General features: G+C 65.2%; 14 protein-coding genes. 10 read left to right on the top strand and 4 right to left on the bottom strand.

Going from position 1 to position 16,819, the window contains the following annotated elements; all coding sequences use genetic code 11:
- Nucleotides 1-82: 82 nt before the first annotated feature.
- From MKD49_RS17615 to MKD49_RS17605, 3 genes are all read left to right on the top strand, one after another.
- On the top strand, nt 83-1,816 hold the full coding sequence (locus MKD49_RS17615; RefSeq protein WP_252696934.1) for a methyl-accepting chemotaxis protein: 1,734 nt from the start codon (nt 83-85) through the stop codon (nt 1,814-1,816).
- A gap of 13 nt (nt 1,817-1,829) precedes the next feature.
- On the top strand, nt 1,830-3,641 hold the full coding sequence (locus tag MKD49_RS17610) for a bifunctional diguanylate cyclase/phosphodiesterase (protein WP_252696933.1): 1,812 nt from the start codon (nt 1,830-1,832) through the stop codon (nt 3,639-3,641).
- Nucleotides 3,642-3,751: 110 nt separating this feature from the next.
- Nucleotides 3,752-3,979, top strand: a complete 228-nt coding sequence (locus MKD49_RS17605) for a hypothetical protein (RefSeq protein WP_121038161.1) — start codon at nt 3,752-3,754, stop codon at nt 3,977-3,979.
- On the opposite strand, the gene MKD49_RS17600 is transcribed toward MKD49_RS17605, so the two are convergent.
- Together MKD49_RS17600 and MKD49_RS17595 are read right to left on the bottom strand one after the other, a co-directional pair.
- A complete protein-coding gene (locus MKD49_RS17600) occupies nt 3,976-6,702 on the bottom strand; it encodes a hybrid sensor histidine kinase/response regulator (RefSeq protein ID WP_252696932.1) in 2,727 nt (908 codons plus the stop codon). The genes MKD49_RS17605 and MKD49_RS17600 overlap by 4 nt on opposite strands.
- Nucleotides 6,703-6,712: 10 nt before the next feature.
- Nucleotides 6,713-7,507, bottom strand: a complete 795-nt coding sequence (locus MKD49_RS17595; RefSeq protein ID WP_039788738.1) for a DNA-binding response regulator — start codon at nt 7,505-7,507, stop codon at nt 6,713-6,715.
- A 195-nt stretch (nt 7,508-7,702) separates the two neighbouring features.
- On the opposite strand from MKD49_RS17595, the gene MKD49_RS17590 reads away from it, so the two are divergent.
- Complete coding sequence (locus tag MKD49_RS17590; RefSeq protein ID WP_252696931.1) at nt 7,703-7,882, top strand: hypothetical protein; 180 nt, start codon at nt 7,703-7,705, stop codon at nt 7,880-7,882.
- A gap of 249 nt (nt 7,883-8,131) precedes the next feature.
- The gene (locus MKD49_RS17585; RefSeq protein WP_252696930.1) at nt 8,132-8,689 is read left to right on the top strand and encodes a winged helix-turn-helix domain-containing protein; all 558 of its coding nucleotides are present in this window, start codon (nt 8,132-8,134) and stop codon (nt 8,687-8,689) included.
- Nucleotides 8,690-8,707: 18 nt separating this feature from the next.
- On the opposite strand, the gene MKD49_RS17580 is transcribed toward MKD49_RS17585, so the two are convergent.
- Both MKD49_RS17580 and MKD49_RS17575 read right to left on the bottom strand, forming a co-directional pair.
- A complete protein-coding gene (locus MKD49_RS17580) occupies nt 8,708-9,292 on the bottom strand; it encodes a flavin reductase family protein (protein WP_252696929.1) in 585 nt (194 codons plus the stop codon).
- Nucleotides 9,293-9,439: 147 nt separating this feature from the next.
- Nucleotides 9,440-10,360 carry a dihydrodipicolinate synthase family protein gene (locus MKD49_RS17575; protein WP_039789746.1) on the bottom strand — a complete coding sequence of 307 codons (921 nt, stop codon included), beginning with the start codon at nt 10,358-10,360 and terminating at the stop codon, nt 9,440-9,442.
- Nucleotides 10,361-10,489: 129 nt separating this feature from the next.
- On the opposite strand from MKD49_RS17575, the gene MKD49_RS17570 reads away from it, so the two are divergent.
- The 5 genes from MKD49_RS17570 (at nt 10,490) to oiaK (ending at nt 16,794) form a co-directional block, all read left to right on the top strand.
- Nucleotides 10,490-11,440, top strand: a complete 951-nt coding sequence (locus MKD49_RS17570; protein ID WP_204725122.1) for a LysR family transcriptional regulator — start codon at nt 10,490-10,492, stop codon at nt 11,438-11,440.
- A gap of 473 nt (nt 11,441-11,913) precedes the next feature.
- A complete protein-coding gene (locus MKD49_RS17565) occupies nt 11,914-13,251 on the top strand; it encodes an MFS transporter (protein ID WP_121038178.1) in 1,338 nt (445 codons plus the stop codon).
- A gap of 70 nt (nt 13,252-13,321) precedes the next feature.
- Nucleotides 13,322-14,152: a phosphogluconate dehydrogenase C-terminal domain-containing protein gene (locus MKD49_RS17560; protein ID WP_034340448.1), complete on the top strand. Its 831-nt coding sequence runs from the start codon at nt 13,322-13,324 to the stop codon at nt 14,150-14,152.
- A 12-nt stretch (nt 14,153-14,164) separates the two neighbouring features.
- On the top strand, nt 14,165-15,409 hold the full coding sequence (locus MKD49_RS17555) for a ribulose-bisphosphate carboxylase large subunit family protein (RefSeq protein ID WP_121038184.1): 1,245 nt from the start codon (nt 14,165-14,167) through the stop codon (nt 15,407-15,409).
- A complete protein-coding gene (gene oiaK / locus MKD49_RS17550; RefSeq protein ID WP_252696928.1) occupies nt 15,406-16,794 on the top strand; it encodes a 3-oxo-isoapionate kinase OiaK in 1,389 nt (462 codons plus the stop codon). The genes MKD49_RS17555 and oiaK overlap by 4 nt, the downstream gene beginning before the upstream one ends.
- The last annotated feature ends 25 nt before the right edge of the window (nt 16,795-16,819 follow it).

Genomic DNA, 16,819 nt, shown 5'->3' with positions numbered 1-16,819 from the left:
TCAACAACAAGAATCGGCCCGCTCCCCGTGGACACGTGTCGATCCATTCGAGAAACCTTGCATCCCCCCGGAAAGAACCATCATGAAAATATCGGACCTGAAAATCGGCACTCGCCTCTATATCGGCTTCGGATTGGTTTCCGCCATCCTGGTCATCCTGGTCAGCGTGGCCTATACCAATTTTGCGCGGCTGGGTGCAGCCAATGACATGAACATCCATAGCTACCAGGCACGGGCAGAAATGCAGGCGATGCTCGAAAGCCTGATCAATATGGAAACCGGCGCGCGCGGTTTCGCCCTGACCGGCAATGAGGCTTCGCTTGAACCGATGCAGCAGGGCCTGGCCAGTTTCAAAACGCATCTGGACAAGGCCCGTCAGCTCACCGTGGATAACCCGACCCAGCAACAGCGCTTGCAGCAAGTGGCCGAAGCCGAACAGCGCTGGGTGAACACGGCCATTGAGCCCACCATCGCCCTGCGCCGCGCCGTGCGTGACGGGCGCGAGGACATGAGCAAGCTGGTGGCCTTTGTACAGGCTGGCCGCGGCAAAGCCGAGATGGACAACATGCGCGCCATCTTCGCCGAGATGGACCGGATGGAAAGCGGTCTGCAACAAGAGCGCAGCGACCAGGCCGATGCACTGGAAGCGCTCACCGGCAAGACCCTCATCATCGGCGGCGTGGTTGCGGTGGTGCTGGCGCTGCTGCTGGCCTGGTGGCTGGCCAACAACATTACCCGTCCGCTGGCCGTGGCCGTGCGCCTGGCACGCCAGGTGGCCGGCGGCGACCTGACGGCCCGCATCGACGTGCGTTCCCGTGACGAAACCGGCGAGCTCCTCAGCGCACTGAAGGACATGAATGCCAGCCTGGTCACCATCGTCTCTGGTGTGCGCCGTGGTACCGACATGATCGCCACCGCCTCCTCGCAGATCGCCAGCGGCAACCTGGACCTGTCCTCGCGCACCGAACAACAGGCCAGCTCGCTGGAAGAGACCGCATCCTCGATGGAAGAACTGACCTCCACCGTGCAGCAGAACAGCGCCAATGCACGCGAAGCCAACCGCATGGCGCAGGCCGCCTCCGACATCGCCAGCAGCGGTGGCGGCGTGGTCAGCCGCGTGGTGGAAACCATGGAAGAAATCAATGCCTCCTCGCGCAAGATCGTCGACATCATCAGCGTGATTGACGGTATCGCTTTCCAGACCAACATCCTGGCCTTGAATGCCGCCGTGGAAGCGGCACGTGCCGGTGAGCAGGGGCGCGGCTTCGCCGTGGTCGCGACCGAAGTGCGCAGCCTGGCCCAGCGCTCTGCCGCCGCTGCCAAGGAAATCAAGGCGCTCATCAGCGACTCGGTGGCCAAGGTCGAATCGGGCAGCGTGCTGGTCAATGAAGCCGGTGACACCATGCGCGAGATCGTCGAGAGCGTGCAGCGCGTGACCGGCATGATCAACGAGATCAGTGCGGCCGGTGAAGAACAGCGTTCCGGCATCGAGCAGGTGAGCCAGGCGGTCGGCCAGATGGATCAGGTCACGCAGCAGAATGCCGCCCTGGTCGAAGAAGCGGCCGCTGCCTCGCAATCGCTGCAGGAACAGGCGCAGGAACTGGCGCAGGCCGTCAGCGTGTTCCGCCTCGATGCACAGGCCGCCCAGGAGATGCCCATCGACGTAGCTGCCGCCGCAGTGACACCGGCACCGGCGGCCATGAAGAAGGCCCCGGCCACCATCAAGCCGCGCATTGCACCGCGCGAGCCGCGCCTGTCGGCACCGGTGCCCAGCCGCAGTCTGGCGGGCGCTTCCGACGAATGGGTTACTTTCTGATCGCCACGCCACCATGCACGCCGACATCCTCCGATTGACCGCCCCCTTGACCGGGCAAGCCGCGCAAGCCGAACGGGAGCGTGAGCGCCTGGCCGTGCTCGATACCTACTGCGTGCTGGATACCCATCCCGATGTGCTGTGTGATCTGGTGACCGAACTGGCCGCCACGCTGTTCGACACCGAGATCGCGCTGGTCTCGCTGGTGGCGGAAAACCGCCAGTGGTTCAAGTCGCGGCGCGGTCTGGAGGCACCCGGCACACCGCGCTCGCAGTCCTTCTGCAGCCACGTGATCGAGCAGGATCAGGTCATGGTGGTGCTGGATGCGACCCAGGACCTGCGCTTCGCCGACAACCCGCTGGTGACCGGTGAGCCCGGCATCCGCTTCTATGCCGGGGCCCCGCTGCAGGCCAGCGATGGCGTGCGGCTGGGGACGCTGTGCGTGATCGGCAAGTCGCCACGCGCCACCTTTGGTGATGCTGATCGGACCAAGCTGACGCAGCTGGCGGCCATCGTCATGGCGCGGCTGGAGATCCTGCGGGTGTCCAGCTATATCGACAGCCTGACTTCCTTGCCCAATCGCAGCCGCCTGACCGCCGACCTGCATAGTCTCGCTGCGCTGGGGCAGGACGGCGAGGGTCTGTCCGGCAAGTTGACGGCGGTGGCGGTCGACATCTGTGATCGCGTGTATCTGCGCGACATGATCAAGGCGCTGGGCTGGGATTACGTGGAAGGTTTCCTGATCCAGGCCAAGGAACAGCTGCGCCAGTCGCTGGGTGAGGTGGCGCTCTATCGCATCGGCACCACCACCTTTGCTTACCTGGAGCGGCGCGACATCTGGCAGCAACAGGTGGAGCAGATCGAACGTGCCTTCGCCGGTACCGTCGAGCATCAGGGCATTCCGCATCGACTGGAAATTTCCGTGGGCATCGTGCCGCTGGGTCAGTGCGATGACATCGAAGAACTGGTGCCCGCGCTGCTGACGGCGGCTGACATGGCGCGTGATTGCGGCAGCCTGCAATGCCGTTATGAACAGCCGCTCGGGCTGCAGCAAAAACATTCCTTCGAACTGCTGTCAGCCATTCCCGCTGCGCTGCTCGCGGGCGACCAGCTGTGGCTGGAATACCAGCCCAAGATCGCGCTGGCCTCGGGTCATTGCGTCGGGGTGGAGGCGCTGCTGCGCTGGCGTCATCCGGTGCATGGGGTGATCTCGCCGGCCCTCTTCATTCCGCTGGCCGAGAAGACGGCGCTGATTCGCCAGGTGACCCTGTGGGTGCTGCAACATGGCATCGAGCAGGCGGCGACGTGGGCGCGCCGGGGGCGGGCGATTCCGGTGGCCATCAACGTATCGGCCCGCGACTTCGACAATGATGATCTGGTGCAGACATTGGCGATCCAGTTGCGGCGGCATCGCATTCCGGCCGGACTGATCGAGATCGAGTTCACCGAAAGCGCGATGAGCAAGAACCCCGAGGCGCTCTACGGGCGGATCCAGGAAATCAAGCGCCTGGGCGTGAAGGTGGCCATCGATGATTTCGGGGCCGGCTTCAGCAACCTGAGCTATCTCAAGAACATTCCGGCGGACTACCTCAAAATCGACCAGTCCTTCATCCGCAACATGGAAAGCAATTACTCCGACCAGCAGATCGTGCCTTCGATGATTCACCTCGGGCAGAAGCTGGGCTTTGCCGTCGTAGCCGAAGGCGTGGAAACCGAGAAGTGCCGCCGCATCCTGCATCACCTCGGGTGCGAATACGGCCAGGGCTACGGCATCGCCCGCCCGATGGCGGCCGCCGATACCTGGGACTGGATCGCGGCGCGCGATTGAGCCGCGCCCATCAACGCTGCCGGCGGCGCATGCCCAAAAAGGAGAGGGCTTGCGGTGAGGATTGGTGAGGCGTATATTTCCGGATAGAAATATAAATCTGGAGACTTTACGTGACAATCCGACCGGTTCCCCTCCCGTTCGCATGGTTCGCCGTTCTCGTCTTGGCCGTGGTGCTGCCCCTGATGCTGGGCGCGTGCAGCCGTTCGCCAAAGGAGCAACTGGCGTTCCAGCACGCGGAAGAGCAATACCAGATCAACCAGCGCAATGCCGAGCTCGCGCGCAGCCGGCCCGAGGGGGACGCCTCGCGGGACGATGAACGGAGCCGGGAGCGCGATTAACCCTCGCCTGCCGTCTCTTGCCGCATGGCTTGACCATCGCGGCACAGCGCCTCCAGCCGGTCCAGGTCCGCAGTGATCACCCATTGCCGCGCCAGCACAGCAAAACTTTCATACGCGGGATTCTGCTGCTGCAGCGTATCGCACCAATCCAGCAAGTCCGACACCGCGCCCATCGCGATGAGCGCCAGCGCCTGCTGCAGCTCTTCCGGCGGCGGATGCTGCAAGGGCAGGGGAGCGGCATCGTCACCGGCTGAGGCCGCCTCCGGATGCAAGCCCAGCAGGCGACCGATGGTCTCCTGCAGTTCCAGGAAATTGACCGGCTTGAGCAGGCAGGCATCGAAACGTTCACCCGGCTCATCGCCCGGCGCCGGCTGCAGCGTGGCTGACAGCAGCAGCACCGGCACTTGCGGCAGATGCCGGCGTACTGCTTGCAGCACGGCATCGCCATGCAGGCCCGGCAACTGGTAATCGGTCAGCACCAGCGCCAATGCGGGCGCATCCGGTGCGGCGATCCGGGCGATGGCGCTTTCCGCATCGGCCAGCAATTCCACCTCGAAGCCGACGCTGGCCAGCTGGTCGCCCAGCAATTGCGCGATGTCGGCATGATCTTCCACCACCAGCGCCAGGCGGCCCTGGCCATCGATGAGAAGGCGGCCATTGGCGTCTTCCGGCGCATCATGGCGGGCGATGTCGCGCTCGCTGGCGATGGCGGCCGGCAGGCGCAGCGTCATCGTGGTGCCTTCGCCGGGCCGGCTGGACAGCATCACCTGGCCGCCCATCTGCTGCATCCACTGGCGCACGATGGACAGCCCCATGCCGATACCCGGCTGCGAGCGGTCGGCGTTGGCCCGTTCGAAGGGTTCAAACACCCGGGTCTGGAAATGTGCAGGGATGCCGCTGCCGGTATCGCGCACCTGCATCTCCATGACGCCCATCTCGAATTGCGCCGAGGCCGGGTGCCACAGGATCTGCAGCACGATGCGGCCGTCCCGGGTGTACTTGGCGGCGTTGTCCAGCAGGTTGCCGAGGATGCGCCGCAGTCGCCGGGCGTCGATGGCGAGCACGGGTGGCAGCGTCGGGTCCACCTGCAGATGAAAGGAATTGTGCTGGCGCTCGGCCAGCAGGGCCGCTTCCTGGCCGATCTCCTGCAGCAGGGCGTGGGCATAGACCGGGGCAGCGTGCGGCAGATCGGGGCGATCGCCGCGGGCATAGTCGATCAGGTCGTTGACCATGGCCAGCATGTGGCGGGCGCTGCGTACGATGATGCGGCCATGGCGCGCGCGCTCGCCGCCGCCGGTCTGCAGCATGTCGGCAAAGCCGAGGATGGAAGTCAGCGGTGTGCGCAGGTCGTGGCTGATGCGGGTGAGGAATCCGGTCTTGGCACGGTTGGCCTGGTCGGCCGCCGCCAGCGCTTCGCGCAGCTCGCGGGTGCGGGTCGCCACCGCCTGTTCCAGCTTGAGTTGCTCGCGCACGCGCAGATACAGCATGGCCCATTGCATCTGTTCATGCTGCCGATGCAGTTCCAGCGCGCGGCTGATGATCGCCACCGTGGCCAGGCACAGCAGTCCCATCTGGAACAGCGCCGCGAAATGCCAGTCCGCCAGCAGGCTGCGATCGACCAGGCCATTGAGTTCGAGCAGCTTGACCGACAGGCCCAGCCAGGCTACCGCAAAGGACAGCGTCAGCAAGCGGGCATGCGCCAGTCCGTGCCACCACGCATGCAGCATCGACGCCAGCCAGATCACATAGGCGAGGGCACCGCTGGCATTGGCCAGCGGCGCGGTGACGCGATAATCGCCCAGCGCGGTCCAGGCGATGATCACCGACAGCAGCACGTAGAGCGTGCGATAGACGATCTGCCAGCCGCGCAATCGCTCCATTCCGACCAGCACCTCGCTCATGCGCACGTAGAGCAGGGTGGCCGCGCATCCCAGGGTGGCCGGGGCACGCACCTGCCATGCACCGCCCGCGGGAAACAGGTAGCGATAGAGATAACCCTGAAACGTCCAGATATAAGCCAGCGCGATGAGAATCCACGCAGCCATCAGCAGAAAGCCACGGTCGCGCCAGGCGATGCCCTGGATCAGCGCATAGCTCACCAGCAGCAGCGCCCCCCCCAGCACGAAGGCCTGGATGGCCAGTTCGCGTCCTTCCTCTTGGCGATAGGCGGCCGGTTCCCACAGGGCGAGGCTGAGATCGATGGAGGATTCACCGGCGACCCGCAGCACCCACTGGCGCTGCTCTCCGGGGGCCAGTGTCAGTGCGAACAGCGGTGTGCGGCTGATGATCTCGCGTTGCGCGAGGGCATGCAGCGTACCGCCGCTGCGTGGCGTGATCTCTGCCGTCGCGACCTCCGCAGGCGTGGCGGGCAGCCAGTACAGGCGCACATCCTGCAGCCGCGCCGAGGCCAGAGTCAGCCAGCGTGTGACAGGCTGGCTGCTGTCGTTGCGCACCGTGCCGCGCAGCCAGAAGGCAGCGCTGCTGTAGCCCTCCTGCAGCATGGGGACGGCGATGGCCTCCCAGTGCGTACTGTCGAGGGCCGCGGCCAGCATGGCGCGGCCTTCAGTGTCGCGCAGTATCTGCACTTGCGGCGTGATGACCACGCGCGAGTCGATCCTCGCCAGCTCGATGGACGGCAGCGCCGGCGTGGCCCGCACAGCTTGGGGCAGCAGGCTCCAGAGCAACAACGATGGCCACAGCAGCGCTTTACGCAGACGTGACATCGTCCTCTCGTCAGCGCCGGAACTGGCTGGGCGGCATGCCGAAGCGTTCGCGGAAGGCCGTGGAGAAATTGGCCGTGTTGCTGTAGCCCAGGGCCAGTGCGATGGCACCGATGTCAAGGGTGCTTTCGGAGAGCAGGCGGCGCGCTTCCTTCATGCGCTCCTCGCGCAGGAAGTCGAAGACGGTGACGCCGGCGCAATGCTTGAAGGCGCTGGAGAGGCGGCGCGCATTGGTGCCGACCGCAGCGGCCAGCGCATTGAGTCCCAGCGGCTGGTCCAGCTTGTCCATCATGAGCCGGCGTGCGGCCTGGAACAAGACCATGTCGAACGTGCTGGAGCCGCCCTGCGTTGCGGAACCGGTGGGCGTCTGCGTGATCGGCGGCAGGTCTGCATGCAGGGTTGAACGCAGATGCACGCACAGGCGCAGCCGCACCTCCTCGAAATCGAAGGGCTTGGTGATGTAGTCCACCGCACCCACGCTCAGGCCATTGACCTTTTCTTCGGTGGACGCGGCGGCCGAGAGGAAGATCAGCGGAATGTTGCGCGTGCAGGAATTGGCCTTGAGCAGACGGGCGCTGGTGAGTCCGTCGTAGACCGGCATGCGGATGTCCATCAGGATCAGGTCCGGCCGCACGGTCTGCGCCTTGCGGTAGCCATCCTGTCCGTCGCGTGCCACGTAGAGCCGCGCGCCATGGCGCAGCAGGAAGTCCGACAGCAGCATGCGATCTTCCTCGGCGTCGTCGACGACCAGAATGCGCTGTCCTGACAAAGGCCCGGCATACACCGGGTGGATTGATTTGTAGACCATGTTCGCCTCATCTTGAATGAGCGGGACGTTACCGCGAAAATTCGAAGACACGAAGCGAAAATGGCCGCCCTGAAAATATTTTTCCCGCGATCAAAACTCTGCGGTGGATGAGCAAAACATCGACGAGAAATTCATCGAAAAAGTTCTATATCGACGACAGGGAGGACGCTGCGCCAGCCGCCCGGGAGCAAAGAAATGAGCGCCGCTGACGAGGCCCGCCTGGAAAAAATGAGAGCGCATGGCGACCTGCTGAGAAGTACTTCCCGCATCGTTGAAGCGATGGATGTCGTCGCACCGAAATATTTTTCCTTGCGCCAGAAAGATGAGACCGGTTCGCAATACCTGCAGGTAAAAACGGAGGGTGTCTTGCGCTAAATTCTTTTCCCGTCATCGGGCTCGCCGACGTTGCAGCAGCACGCCCGGCGGCGAGGCGATGACACCACGAACCCGTGCCCGCAGCAGGTGCGCGGCGTGACGGGAAACGCAATGACATCAGGGGAAATCGCAATGGCCACTATTCTGTTGGTTGAAGACATTTTGAGACACGACCGCAACGCTTGCCTGGCCCGCTTTCTGGAAGACCAGGGGCATAAGGTCAGCCGGATAATGGCGGATGGTGAGGAATTGCTCGCGCCGCTGCAGGATGGCGACATCGCCATCATCCACGTAGGGCGGGCCAGCGCCGCCGGTTATGCGCTCACGCAGCGACTGCGCAAAAGCAACGCGCGCATGGGCATCCTGCTGCTGGCCTCCGAGCACGAGAGCGTGACGGTGCGCATCGCCGGCCTGGAACGCGGTGCCGACTTCTGTGAACCACTGCCGCAGCGGCTGGAACTGCTCAACGCCTATATCGAGACCATGTTGCGCCGGGTAGTGCCGCAGGCGTGGCAGCTGGATGTGGCCGCACGCAAGCTGCGCGCGCCGCATCACGATGCGGTGGAAATCAATTCGCGCGAAGTGGCGCTGTTGAAGGCACTGGCCAGCAGCACGCGCCATGCCGCTGACCGCTGCGCCATTGCCCATGCCTTCGGCGTGGAGTGGGTCAGCTTCGACGAGCGGGTGCTGGAGAAGACCGTCAGCCGCCTGCGCCGCAAGTGGCGCGACAGCACCATGTACGATTTGCCGCTGCGCACCTTGCACGGCGTGGGCTACTGTTTTACGGAAGCGATTCAGGCCTGCTAAGGTTCCCGTTGCGGGAGATCAGACCTGGCGCGCCTGCTGCTGGTTGCCGGCCACCACGAACTTGCCGGCGCCCAGGTGATGCAGGGTGTGGAGGTCGGCATTGTCCGCCGTGAAGTTCCAGTGGCCGTTCTCGAAGATGCGGGCATCGGCGGCGGCACTGACGACTTCCGCGAACAGGGTGTCGTAGGCATCCTCGGTCTGGCCCTGCGGCAACCAGCGGCATTCCAGCCAGGCGGCGCAGCCTTGTTCCAGGACCGGCACGCCCAGCACCGGGCCGCTGGTGGCCGCGATCCGGTGGCGTGCGAACTTGTCTTCGTCGCGGCCACTGGTGCTGCCGACCGCGTAGCTCAGATCCATCTGTGCCGCACCGGGGATGATGAGGCCGAAGCTGCCCGATTGCCTGATCAATTCGCGTGTGAAGGTGCTCTTGTCGATCACCACGGCGATGCGCGGCGGCGTGAACTCCACCGGCATCGACCAGGCAGCAGCCATGATGTTGCGGCGACCCTCATGGGCGCTGGTGATGAGCACGGTCGGGCCGTGGTTGATGAGGCGACTGGCGTGTTCCAGTGCGACGGGGCGGAAGTGGCTGGCGTGTGACATGGACTCCTCGTGCGACAGGAAAATTGGCAAACGCCAAGGATGACACAGAACGCACTGCCTCGCCGGAGGCGCGGCAGCAAGCGAGCGCCCAAGAAAAACGGGAGCCTGAGCTCCCGTTCCGTGCGGCATGCCGTGCTGCGGACTGCCTTACTTGCCCCAGCTCAGGACCATCGGGTCCAGACGGCGCGCCACGCGCAGCAGGCCTTCGCGCACCTTGGGGTGCATCGGGGCTTGCGGATGGCGCAGCATGTCGGACTTGATCACGCCGCCTTCGAGCATCAGCGCCTTGCAAGCGGCCAGGCCGCACTGACGGTTCTCGTAGTTGATCAGCGGCAGCCACTGCATGTACAGCTCGGCGGCCTTCTCGGTATCGCCCGCGAAATACGCATCGACGATCTTGCGGATACCGTCCGGATAGCCGCCACCGGTCATGGCACCGGTCGCACCGCCATCCAGGTCGGGGATCAGGGTGATGGCTTCTTCGCCATCCCACGGGCCGACCACGGCGTCGCCGCCCAGCTCGATCAGTTCGCGCAGCTTGGAGGCGGCACCGGCGGTCTCGATCTTGAAGTAGGAGACATTGGCGATCTCCTTGGCCATGCGCGCCAGGAAGGGGGCTGACAGCGGCGTGCCGGCGACCGGTGCATCCTGGATCATGATGGGGATGTCAATGGCGTCGGAGACGCGGCCATAGAACTCGTAAATCTGTTTTTCCGAGACGCGGAAGGTGGCACCGTGATACGGCGGCATCACCATCACCATGGCGGCACCGGCATCCTGCGCGGCACGGCTGCGCTCGGCGCAGATCTGGCTGCCGAAGTGGGTGGTGGTGACGATCACGGGGATGCGGCCGGCCACGTGCTTCAGGACCGTGTCCTGCACCAGCACGCGCTCTTCGTCGGAGAGCACGAACTGTTCCGAGAAGTTGGCCAGGATGCAGATGCCGTTGGAACCGGCATCGATCATGAAGTCGATGGCGCGCTTCTGGCCTTCCAGGTCCAGCTTGCCGTTTTCGTCAAAGATGGTCGGGGCGACCGGAAATACGCCGCGGTAAATGGGGGTGCTCATGGAGTCTCCGTCGTGGTTGTCATGGGCCATCACAGCGATGGCGGTGTGCAATGGCGCTGAATATACGTGGGGCCCGATGGACTGTATAGTGAAGACTTTCCATCATGTGATCGCTTTTTGGAATCACCCATGAAACCCGCGCCCAGCCAGCAAAGTCTCAACAGTCTCCTGTCCCGCCTGCGCATGAAGCAGCTGCAGTTGCTCATCGCCCTGGACGACCATCAATCCCTGCACAAGGCTTCCAATGCGCTGGCCATGACGCAGTCGGCCGCCAGCAAGTCGCTGGCCGAGCTGGAAGCGATACTGGATGCGCAGTTGTTCGAGCGCACCAGATCCGGCCTGATCCCCAACCAGTTCGGCCACTGCGTGATCCGCTACGCGCGCCTGATGGCCACCGATCTCGGATCGCTCTGCGAGGAAATGGCGCAGATCCGCTCCGGACGCGGCGGACGGCTGGCCATCGGGGCGGTCATGGGGGCCTTGCCGGAACTGGTGGTGCCGGCGGTGGATGCCTTGCAGCGGCGTCATCCGGAGCTGTCCATCGATATCGTCGAAGAGACCAGCGTGCAGTTGCTGAGCCGGCTGGACGAAGGCCATCTGGATTTGCTGGTGGCGCGCGCGAGCGTCTCGGACAACCCGGGCAAGTATCACTATCAGCCCTTGTCGGAAGAGCCGCTGTCGGTGGTGGTCTCGGGCGAGCACCCGCGCCCGCGCGGCAGGCAGATGAGCCTGGCGGCGCTGGCCGGCTATCGCTGGGTCACCTATCCCAGCCACATGCCGCTGCATGCGGTACTGGAGCGCGAAATGGACCTGGCCGGGGTGAGCATGCCGGGCAATGCGATCTCCACCGCCTCCACCTTCGTGACGGTGGCCTTGCTGCAGCAGGGGACCGACATGGTCTCGATCCTGCCGACGGCAGTGGCCGAGATGTTCGTCAAGCGCGGCATGCTGCGCATCCTGCCGGTGAAGCTGCGGTCGATGTCGCAGACCATCGGCATTGTCACGCGCAAGGGCGGGCAGTTGTCCTCGGCAGGGGAAGCCTTCGTGGGCTTGCTGCGCCAAGAGGCCGGGGCCGCCTGAGCCTGTCCGCCGGCCCGGCCATGGTGCTTGGCGCCGGGCTGGTCTTCGCTTCCCCCCTCTTTTCCCTCCCCCCCCCCACTTCAATGCGCAAAGCTTCACTTGCGTTGCCCAGGCAGCAGCAGGGAGGACGCGTTCGCCCTTGCCTGATGCCTCTGGCCGAATCCTGCCCGGCCGGAAACCGCCGAGTGACGGTGGTTACAGGGCGAAATGAAAGGATATTCACTTCATCCATGCAAAAAATTTGGGCAGTCCAATCTGGTGTGATGGTATAGTGATTATACCAGTTGGCGCTGTCCGGATTTTCGCATGGGTTGCCTGCTGGCAAAGACGAAGCAGCACAAAGAAATAATAAAGAAACAACCAAGGCAGCCAGGCGACCGCGAGGCGCACAGCCCCCGCGTTTCCTGGCCAACCCCGCAGAGGTTGTCGTTGAACAGGCACAGCCTCTCAACCCGACAGGAGACAAGACAACAATGGAGACGCCCCAAAGCGCCGTCGAAAGATCGGCCATCCGCAAGGTCGCAATGCGGCTCGTGCCCTTCGTGGGCCTGATGTTTTTCATCAACTTCCTGGATCGCACGGCGATCTCGTTCGCCGGCCCCAATGGCATGAGCCGTGACCTGGCCCTGACCGCCGCCCAGTTCGGGTTTGCAGCCGGGGTCTTCTTCATCGGCTACGTGCTGCTGGAAATCCCCAGCAACCTGGCCCTGCACAAGTACGGCGCGCGCCGCTGGCTGGCCCGCATCATGGTCACCTGGGGCATCGTGGCGCTGCTCTTCACCTGGGTCAGCAGCGTGGAGGGGCTGTATGTGCTGCGCTTCCTGCTGGGCGTGGCCGAGGCCGGATTCTTCCCCGGTGCCATCCTCTACCTGAGCCTGTGGGTCCCCGCGCGGCACCGCAGCCATATCCTGGCGCTCTTTTACCTGGCCCAGCCGCTGACCATCGTCATCGGTGCGCCGGTGGCAGCCCTGCTGATCGAGGCGCACGGCCTGTTCGGGCTGGAAGGCTGGCGCGTGATGTTTGCCGGGGTGGCGCTGCCGGCCATCGTGGTGGGCGTGATCGCCTGGTTCTACCTGGCCGACCGGCCGGCCGACGCCAAATGGCTGGACCCGGCCGAGCGCAAATGGCTGACCGCCGCGCTGCAGGCCGAACAGAGCAGCAAGCGTGTCGAGCATGTGGCCCATGCCGGTGCCGCGCTGAAGAACCCGCGCGTGTGGCTGCTGGCGCTGGTGTATTTCGGGCTGATCTATGGCCTCTATGCGCTGGCCTTCTTCCTGCCGACCATCATCGGCGGCTTCGAAGCGCAGTTCGGCAGCAAATTCAATGTCTTCCAGAAAGGCCTGATCACGGCCATTCCCTACCTGCCGGCCGCCTTCGCGCTGTTCCTGTGGAGCCGTGACGCCACCCGGCGCGGCGTGCGCAGCTGGCACGTCGGACTGCCCGCCCTGCTGGGGGCCATCAGTATTCCGGCGGCGCTCTACATGCAAAGCCCGGCCACCACGGTGTTGGCCATCACCGTGACAGCCTGCGCCATCTTCTCGGCCTTGCCGGCCTTCTGGTCGATTCCGGCGCGCTTCCTCTCGGGGGCGGCCGCAGCAGCGGGCATTGCGCTGATCAATACGGTGGGCAACGCAGCCGGTTTCATGGCGCCCTTCATCACCGGCGCCATCAAGGATGCCACCGGAAACTACCAGGCACCGATGTTCGTGGTGGGCGCGCTCATGGCGGTGTCGGCCCTGGTGATCTTCGCCATCGGCGCCGGCGCCCGGCAAGAGGCCAGCGAGTTGCAAGGACGCGTGATCGCCGAGTGAGGTCGGCGCACGCAAAGAATCGGCCCGTTCAATGCACGAACGGGCCGCCAACGATCACAGGAGAACTGAAATGAAGGAAAAAATTGCACTCTTCGGCGCAGGCGGCAAGATGGGCGTGCGCCTGGCGAAGAACCTGAAGAAATCCGACTACCGCGTGGCTCACGTGGAAGTGAGTGCAGCTGGCCAGCAGCGCCTGCGCGACGAAGTCGGTGTCGAGTGCGTCAGCATCGATGCCGCGCTGGACAATGTGGACGTGGTCATCCTGGCCGTGCCCGATACCCTGATCGGCAGGATTGCCGCCGAGATCTCGCCCAAGCTGCGCGCCGGTGTGATGGTGATGACCCTGGACGCCGCTGCGCCCTTCGCCGGCCACCTGCCGGACCGGCCGGACCTGGTCTACTTCGTGGCGCACCCTTGCCATCCGCCCATCTTCAACGATGAAACCACGGCCGAAGGACGGCGCGATTTCTTCGGTGGCGGCGCGGCCCGGCAATCGATCACCAGTGCCCTGATGCAGGGACCGGAGTCGGCCTTCGATCTCGGGGAAGACGTGGCCAAGGTGATCTACCAGCCCATCCTGCGCAGCTATCGCCTGACCGTGGAACAGATGGCCATCCTCGAGCCGGGGCTGTCGGAAACGGTCTGCGCCACGCTGCTCTACGCGATGAAGCAGGCCATGGACGAGACCGTGCGCCGGGGCGTACCGGAAGAGGCCGCGCGCGACTTCCTGCTGGGCCACATGAATATCCTGGGCGCGGTGATCTTCAAGGAAATCCCGGGCGCGTTTTCGGATGCCTGCAACAAGGCCATCCAGAACGGCTTGCCGCGCCTCTTGCGCGATGACTGGCTCAAGGTTTTCGAGCACGACGAGATCGCCGAGAGCATCCGCCGCATCACCTGACCAGGAGCGCGCATGGAACGCATCTACGCCAGCTACTGGCTGGAAACCGGCGACGATCCGGCCCGCGCGGCCGAGGTCATCGCGGGCGAACAATCCAGCGGCACCTTCGTGGCCCTGGCCACCGAAACGCCCGCCCTGAAGGAGCGCTCCGGCGCGCGGGTGGAACAGCTGGAGATTCTTGGCCACAGCACCACGCCCAGCCTGCCCGGCGGCATGCCCGCCGCGCGCTATACGCAGTGCCGGCTGGAACTGTCCTGGCCGCTGGAAAACACCGGCGCCTCGCTGCCCAACCTGATGTCCACGGTGGCCGGCAACCTGTTCGAACTGCGCCAGGTCTCGGGCTTGCGCCTGACCGGGCTGCGCTTGCCGCGCGCTTTCGTGGAGGCCTATCCCGGCCCCGCCTTCGGCATCGCCGGGACGCGCAAGCTGACCGGCGTGACCCACGGTCCGCTGATCGGCACCATCATCAAGCCCAGCATCGGCTTGTCGGTCGAGGAGACGGTCGAGCAGGTGCGCGCACTGGTGGCCGGTGGCATCGACTTCATCAAGGATGATGAATTGCAGGCCGATGGGGGTCGCTGTCCCTTCGATGAGCGGGTGCGCGCGGTGATGCGGGTGGTCAATGAGCACGCCGAGCGCACCGGCAAGAAGGTGATGGTGGCCTTCAACCTGACCGGCGACCTCGATCAGATGCGCCGCCGTCACGACCTGGTGCTGGCCGAAGGCGGTACCTGCGTGATGGCAGTGCTGAACTCCATCGGCCTGGTCGGCCTGCAGGAATTGCGTCGCCATGCGCAGTTGCCGATCCATGCGCACCGCGCCGGCTGGGGCTATCTCACGCGCAGCCCTCAACTGGGCTGGGACTACGCACCGTGGCAGCAGCTGTGGCGACTTGCCGGGGCCGACCACATGCACGTCAATGGCTTGCGCAACAAGTTCAGCGAACCGGACGACAGCGTCGTTGCCGCTGCGCGCTCGGTACTGCAGCCGGTGGTGCCGGGGGTGGAGATGGTCAGTACCATGCCGGTGTTCAGCTCGGGCCAGACCGGCCTGCAGGCGGCCGATACCTATGCGGCCATCGGCTGCGCCGATCTGATCCATACCGCCGGTGGCGGCATCTTCGGCCATCCGCAAGGCGTGGCCGCTGGTGTGCAGGCGCTGCGCGAGGCCTGGGTGGCGGCCGTCGAAGGCGTGCCGCTGCGGCAGCATGCGGGCAAGCATCCGGCCTTGCAGGCGGCGCTGGAGTTCTGGAAATGAGCCTGCTGCCCGATCACGACGGCCTGCCGCCGGGTTTGCTGCTGGCGTATTACGGCGATGACTTCACCGGCTCCACCGATGCCATGGAGGTGATGAGTGCGGCCGGCTTGTCCACGGTACTGTTTTTGCGGACGCCCGATGCGTCGCTGCTGGCGCGCTTTCCCGAGGCGCGCTGCATCGGCATCGCGGGGGCCTCGCGCGGTCGTTCGCCGCAATGGATGGACGAACACCTGCCCGCTCCCTTTGCCGCGCTGGCCTCGCTGCGTGCGCCGCTGATGCAGTACAAGGTGTGCTCCACCTTTGATTCGTCGCCGGCCATCGGCTCCATCGGCCGCGCCATTGACCTGGGCGTGCGCCACATGGCGGGCGATTTCTCCCCCATGATCGTGGGGGCGCCACGGCTGAAGCGCTATCAAGTCTTCGGCAACCTGTTTGCGGCCGTTGACGGTGAGGGCCATCGGCTCGATCGCCACCCCACCATGGCCCGTCATCCCGTCACGCCCATGGACGAGGCCGATTTGCGCCGCCATCTGCGGCACCAGACGGCTCGCCGCATCGAACTGGTGGACATGCTGCAGTTGCGCGAGGGGGGCCAGGCCGCGCATGCGCGCCTGCCTTCCTTGCGTGGCAAGGATGTGCCGGTGGTGATGATCGATGTCCTCGATGAGGAGACCCTGCGCGAAGCCGGGCGGCTGGTCTGGGAAGAGCGCGGGGCGGGCGTCTTCACGGCCTCATCGTCCGGATTGCAATACGCGCTCACCGCCTACTGGCGTGCGCGTGGCTGGATCTCCCCTCAGGCCGGACTGCCGCAGGCGGGCCCGGTGCCGGTGATCGCAGCGGTCAGCGGCAGCTGCTCGCCGGTCACTGCAGGGCAGATCGGCTGGGCACGCGAACACGGGTTCGCGTGCCTGCGCATGGACCTGCCGGCGGTCTTGTCCGAGGCCACGCGTGAGGCGGAACTGGCACGGCTGGTCGCGGCCGCCGTGGCGGCGCTGCGGGAACGGCGCAGTCCCCTGGTGTTTTCGGCGGAAGGGCCGGACGATCCCTGCGTGAGCGGCTTTGACGGGATTGCGGCTGCTGCCGGGCTGACGCGACCGGAGGCAGCGCAAAAGGTAGGCATGGCACTGGCGGCCACCATGCGCCGCCTGCTCGAAGCGAGTCCCCTGCAACGCATCGCCATTGCCGGCGGCGACAGCTCGGGCGAGGTAGCCAGTGCGCTCGATATTGCCGCGCTGTCGGTCTGTGCCGGACTGGCACCGGGGGCACCCTTGTGCCGGGCATGGTCGGATCATCCGGGACGCGACGGACTGGAGCTGGTACTCAAGGGGGGGCAGGTCGGCGCACGCAGCTTCTTCGGCGACGTCCTGGAGGGCCGGCGCAGCTGAAAGAAGAGGTTGGTTGGACGGCCGC

The organism is Herbaspirillum sp. WGmk3 (genome assembly GCF_023952535.1).
GTDB lineage: Bacteria > Pseudomonadota > Gammaproteobacteria > Burkholderiales > Burkholderiaceae_D > Herbaspirillum > Herbaspirillum huttiense.
The sequence above is the reverse complement of the archived record's forward strand: the minus strand, read 5'-3'. Positions and strand labels throughout refer to the sequence as shown.

Bases quoted from the DNA above. Each gene is read 5' to 3' on its own strand.
- MKD49_RS17610 (WP_252696933.1), top strand. From the start codon at position 1,830: ATGCACGCCGACATCCTCCGATTGACCGCCCCCTTGACCGGGCAAGCC.
- MKD49_RS17560 (WP_034340448.1), top strand. From the start codon at position 13,322: ATGAAGGAAAAAATTGCACTCTTCGGCGCAGGCGGCAAGATGGGCGTG.
- MKD49_RS17580 (WP_252696929.1), bottom strand. From the start codon at position 9,292: ATGTCACACGCCAGCCACTTCCGCCCCGTCGCACTGGAACACGCCAGT.
- MKD49_RS17600 (WP_252696932.1), bottom strand. From the start codon at position 6,702: ATGTCACGTCTGCGTAAAGCGCTGCTGTGGCCATCGTTGTTGCTCTGG.
- MKD49_RS17565 (WP_121038178.1), top strand. From the start codon at position 11,914: ATGGAGACGCCCCAAAGCGCCGTCGAAAGATCGGCCATCCGCAAGGTC.
- MKD49_RS17570 (WP_204725122.1), top strand. From the start codon at position 10,490: ATGAAACCCGCGCCCAGCCAGCAAAGTCTCAACAGTCTCCTGTCCCGC.
- oiaK (WP_252696928.1), top strand. From the start codon at position 15,406: ATGAGCCTGCTGCCCGATCACGACGGCCTGCCGCCGGGTTTGCTGCTG.
- MKD49_RS17615 (WP_252696934.1), top strand. From the start codon at position 83: ATGAAAATATCGGACCTGAAAATCGGCACTCGCCTCTATATCGGCTTC.
- MKD49_RS17575 (WP_039789746.1), bottom strand. From the start codon at position 10,360: ATGAGCACCCCCATTTACCGCGGCGTATTTCCGGTCGCCCCGACCATC.
- MKD49_RS17590 (WP_252696931.1), top strand. From the start codon at position 7,703: ATGAGCGCCGCTGACGAGGCCCGCCTGGAAAAAATGAGAGCGCATGGC.
- MKD49_RS17595 (WP_039788738.1), bottom strand. From the start codon at position 7,507: ATGGTCTACAAATCAATCCACCCGGTGTATGCCGGGCCTTTGTCAGGA.
- MKD49_RS17555 (WP_121038184.1), top strand. From the start codon at position 14,165: ATGGAACGCATCTACGCCAGCTACTGGCTGGAAACCGGCGACGATCCG.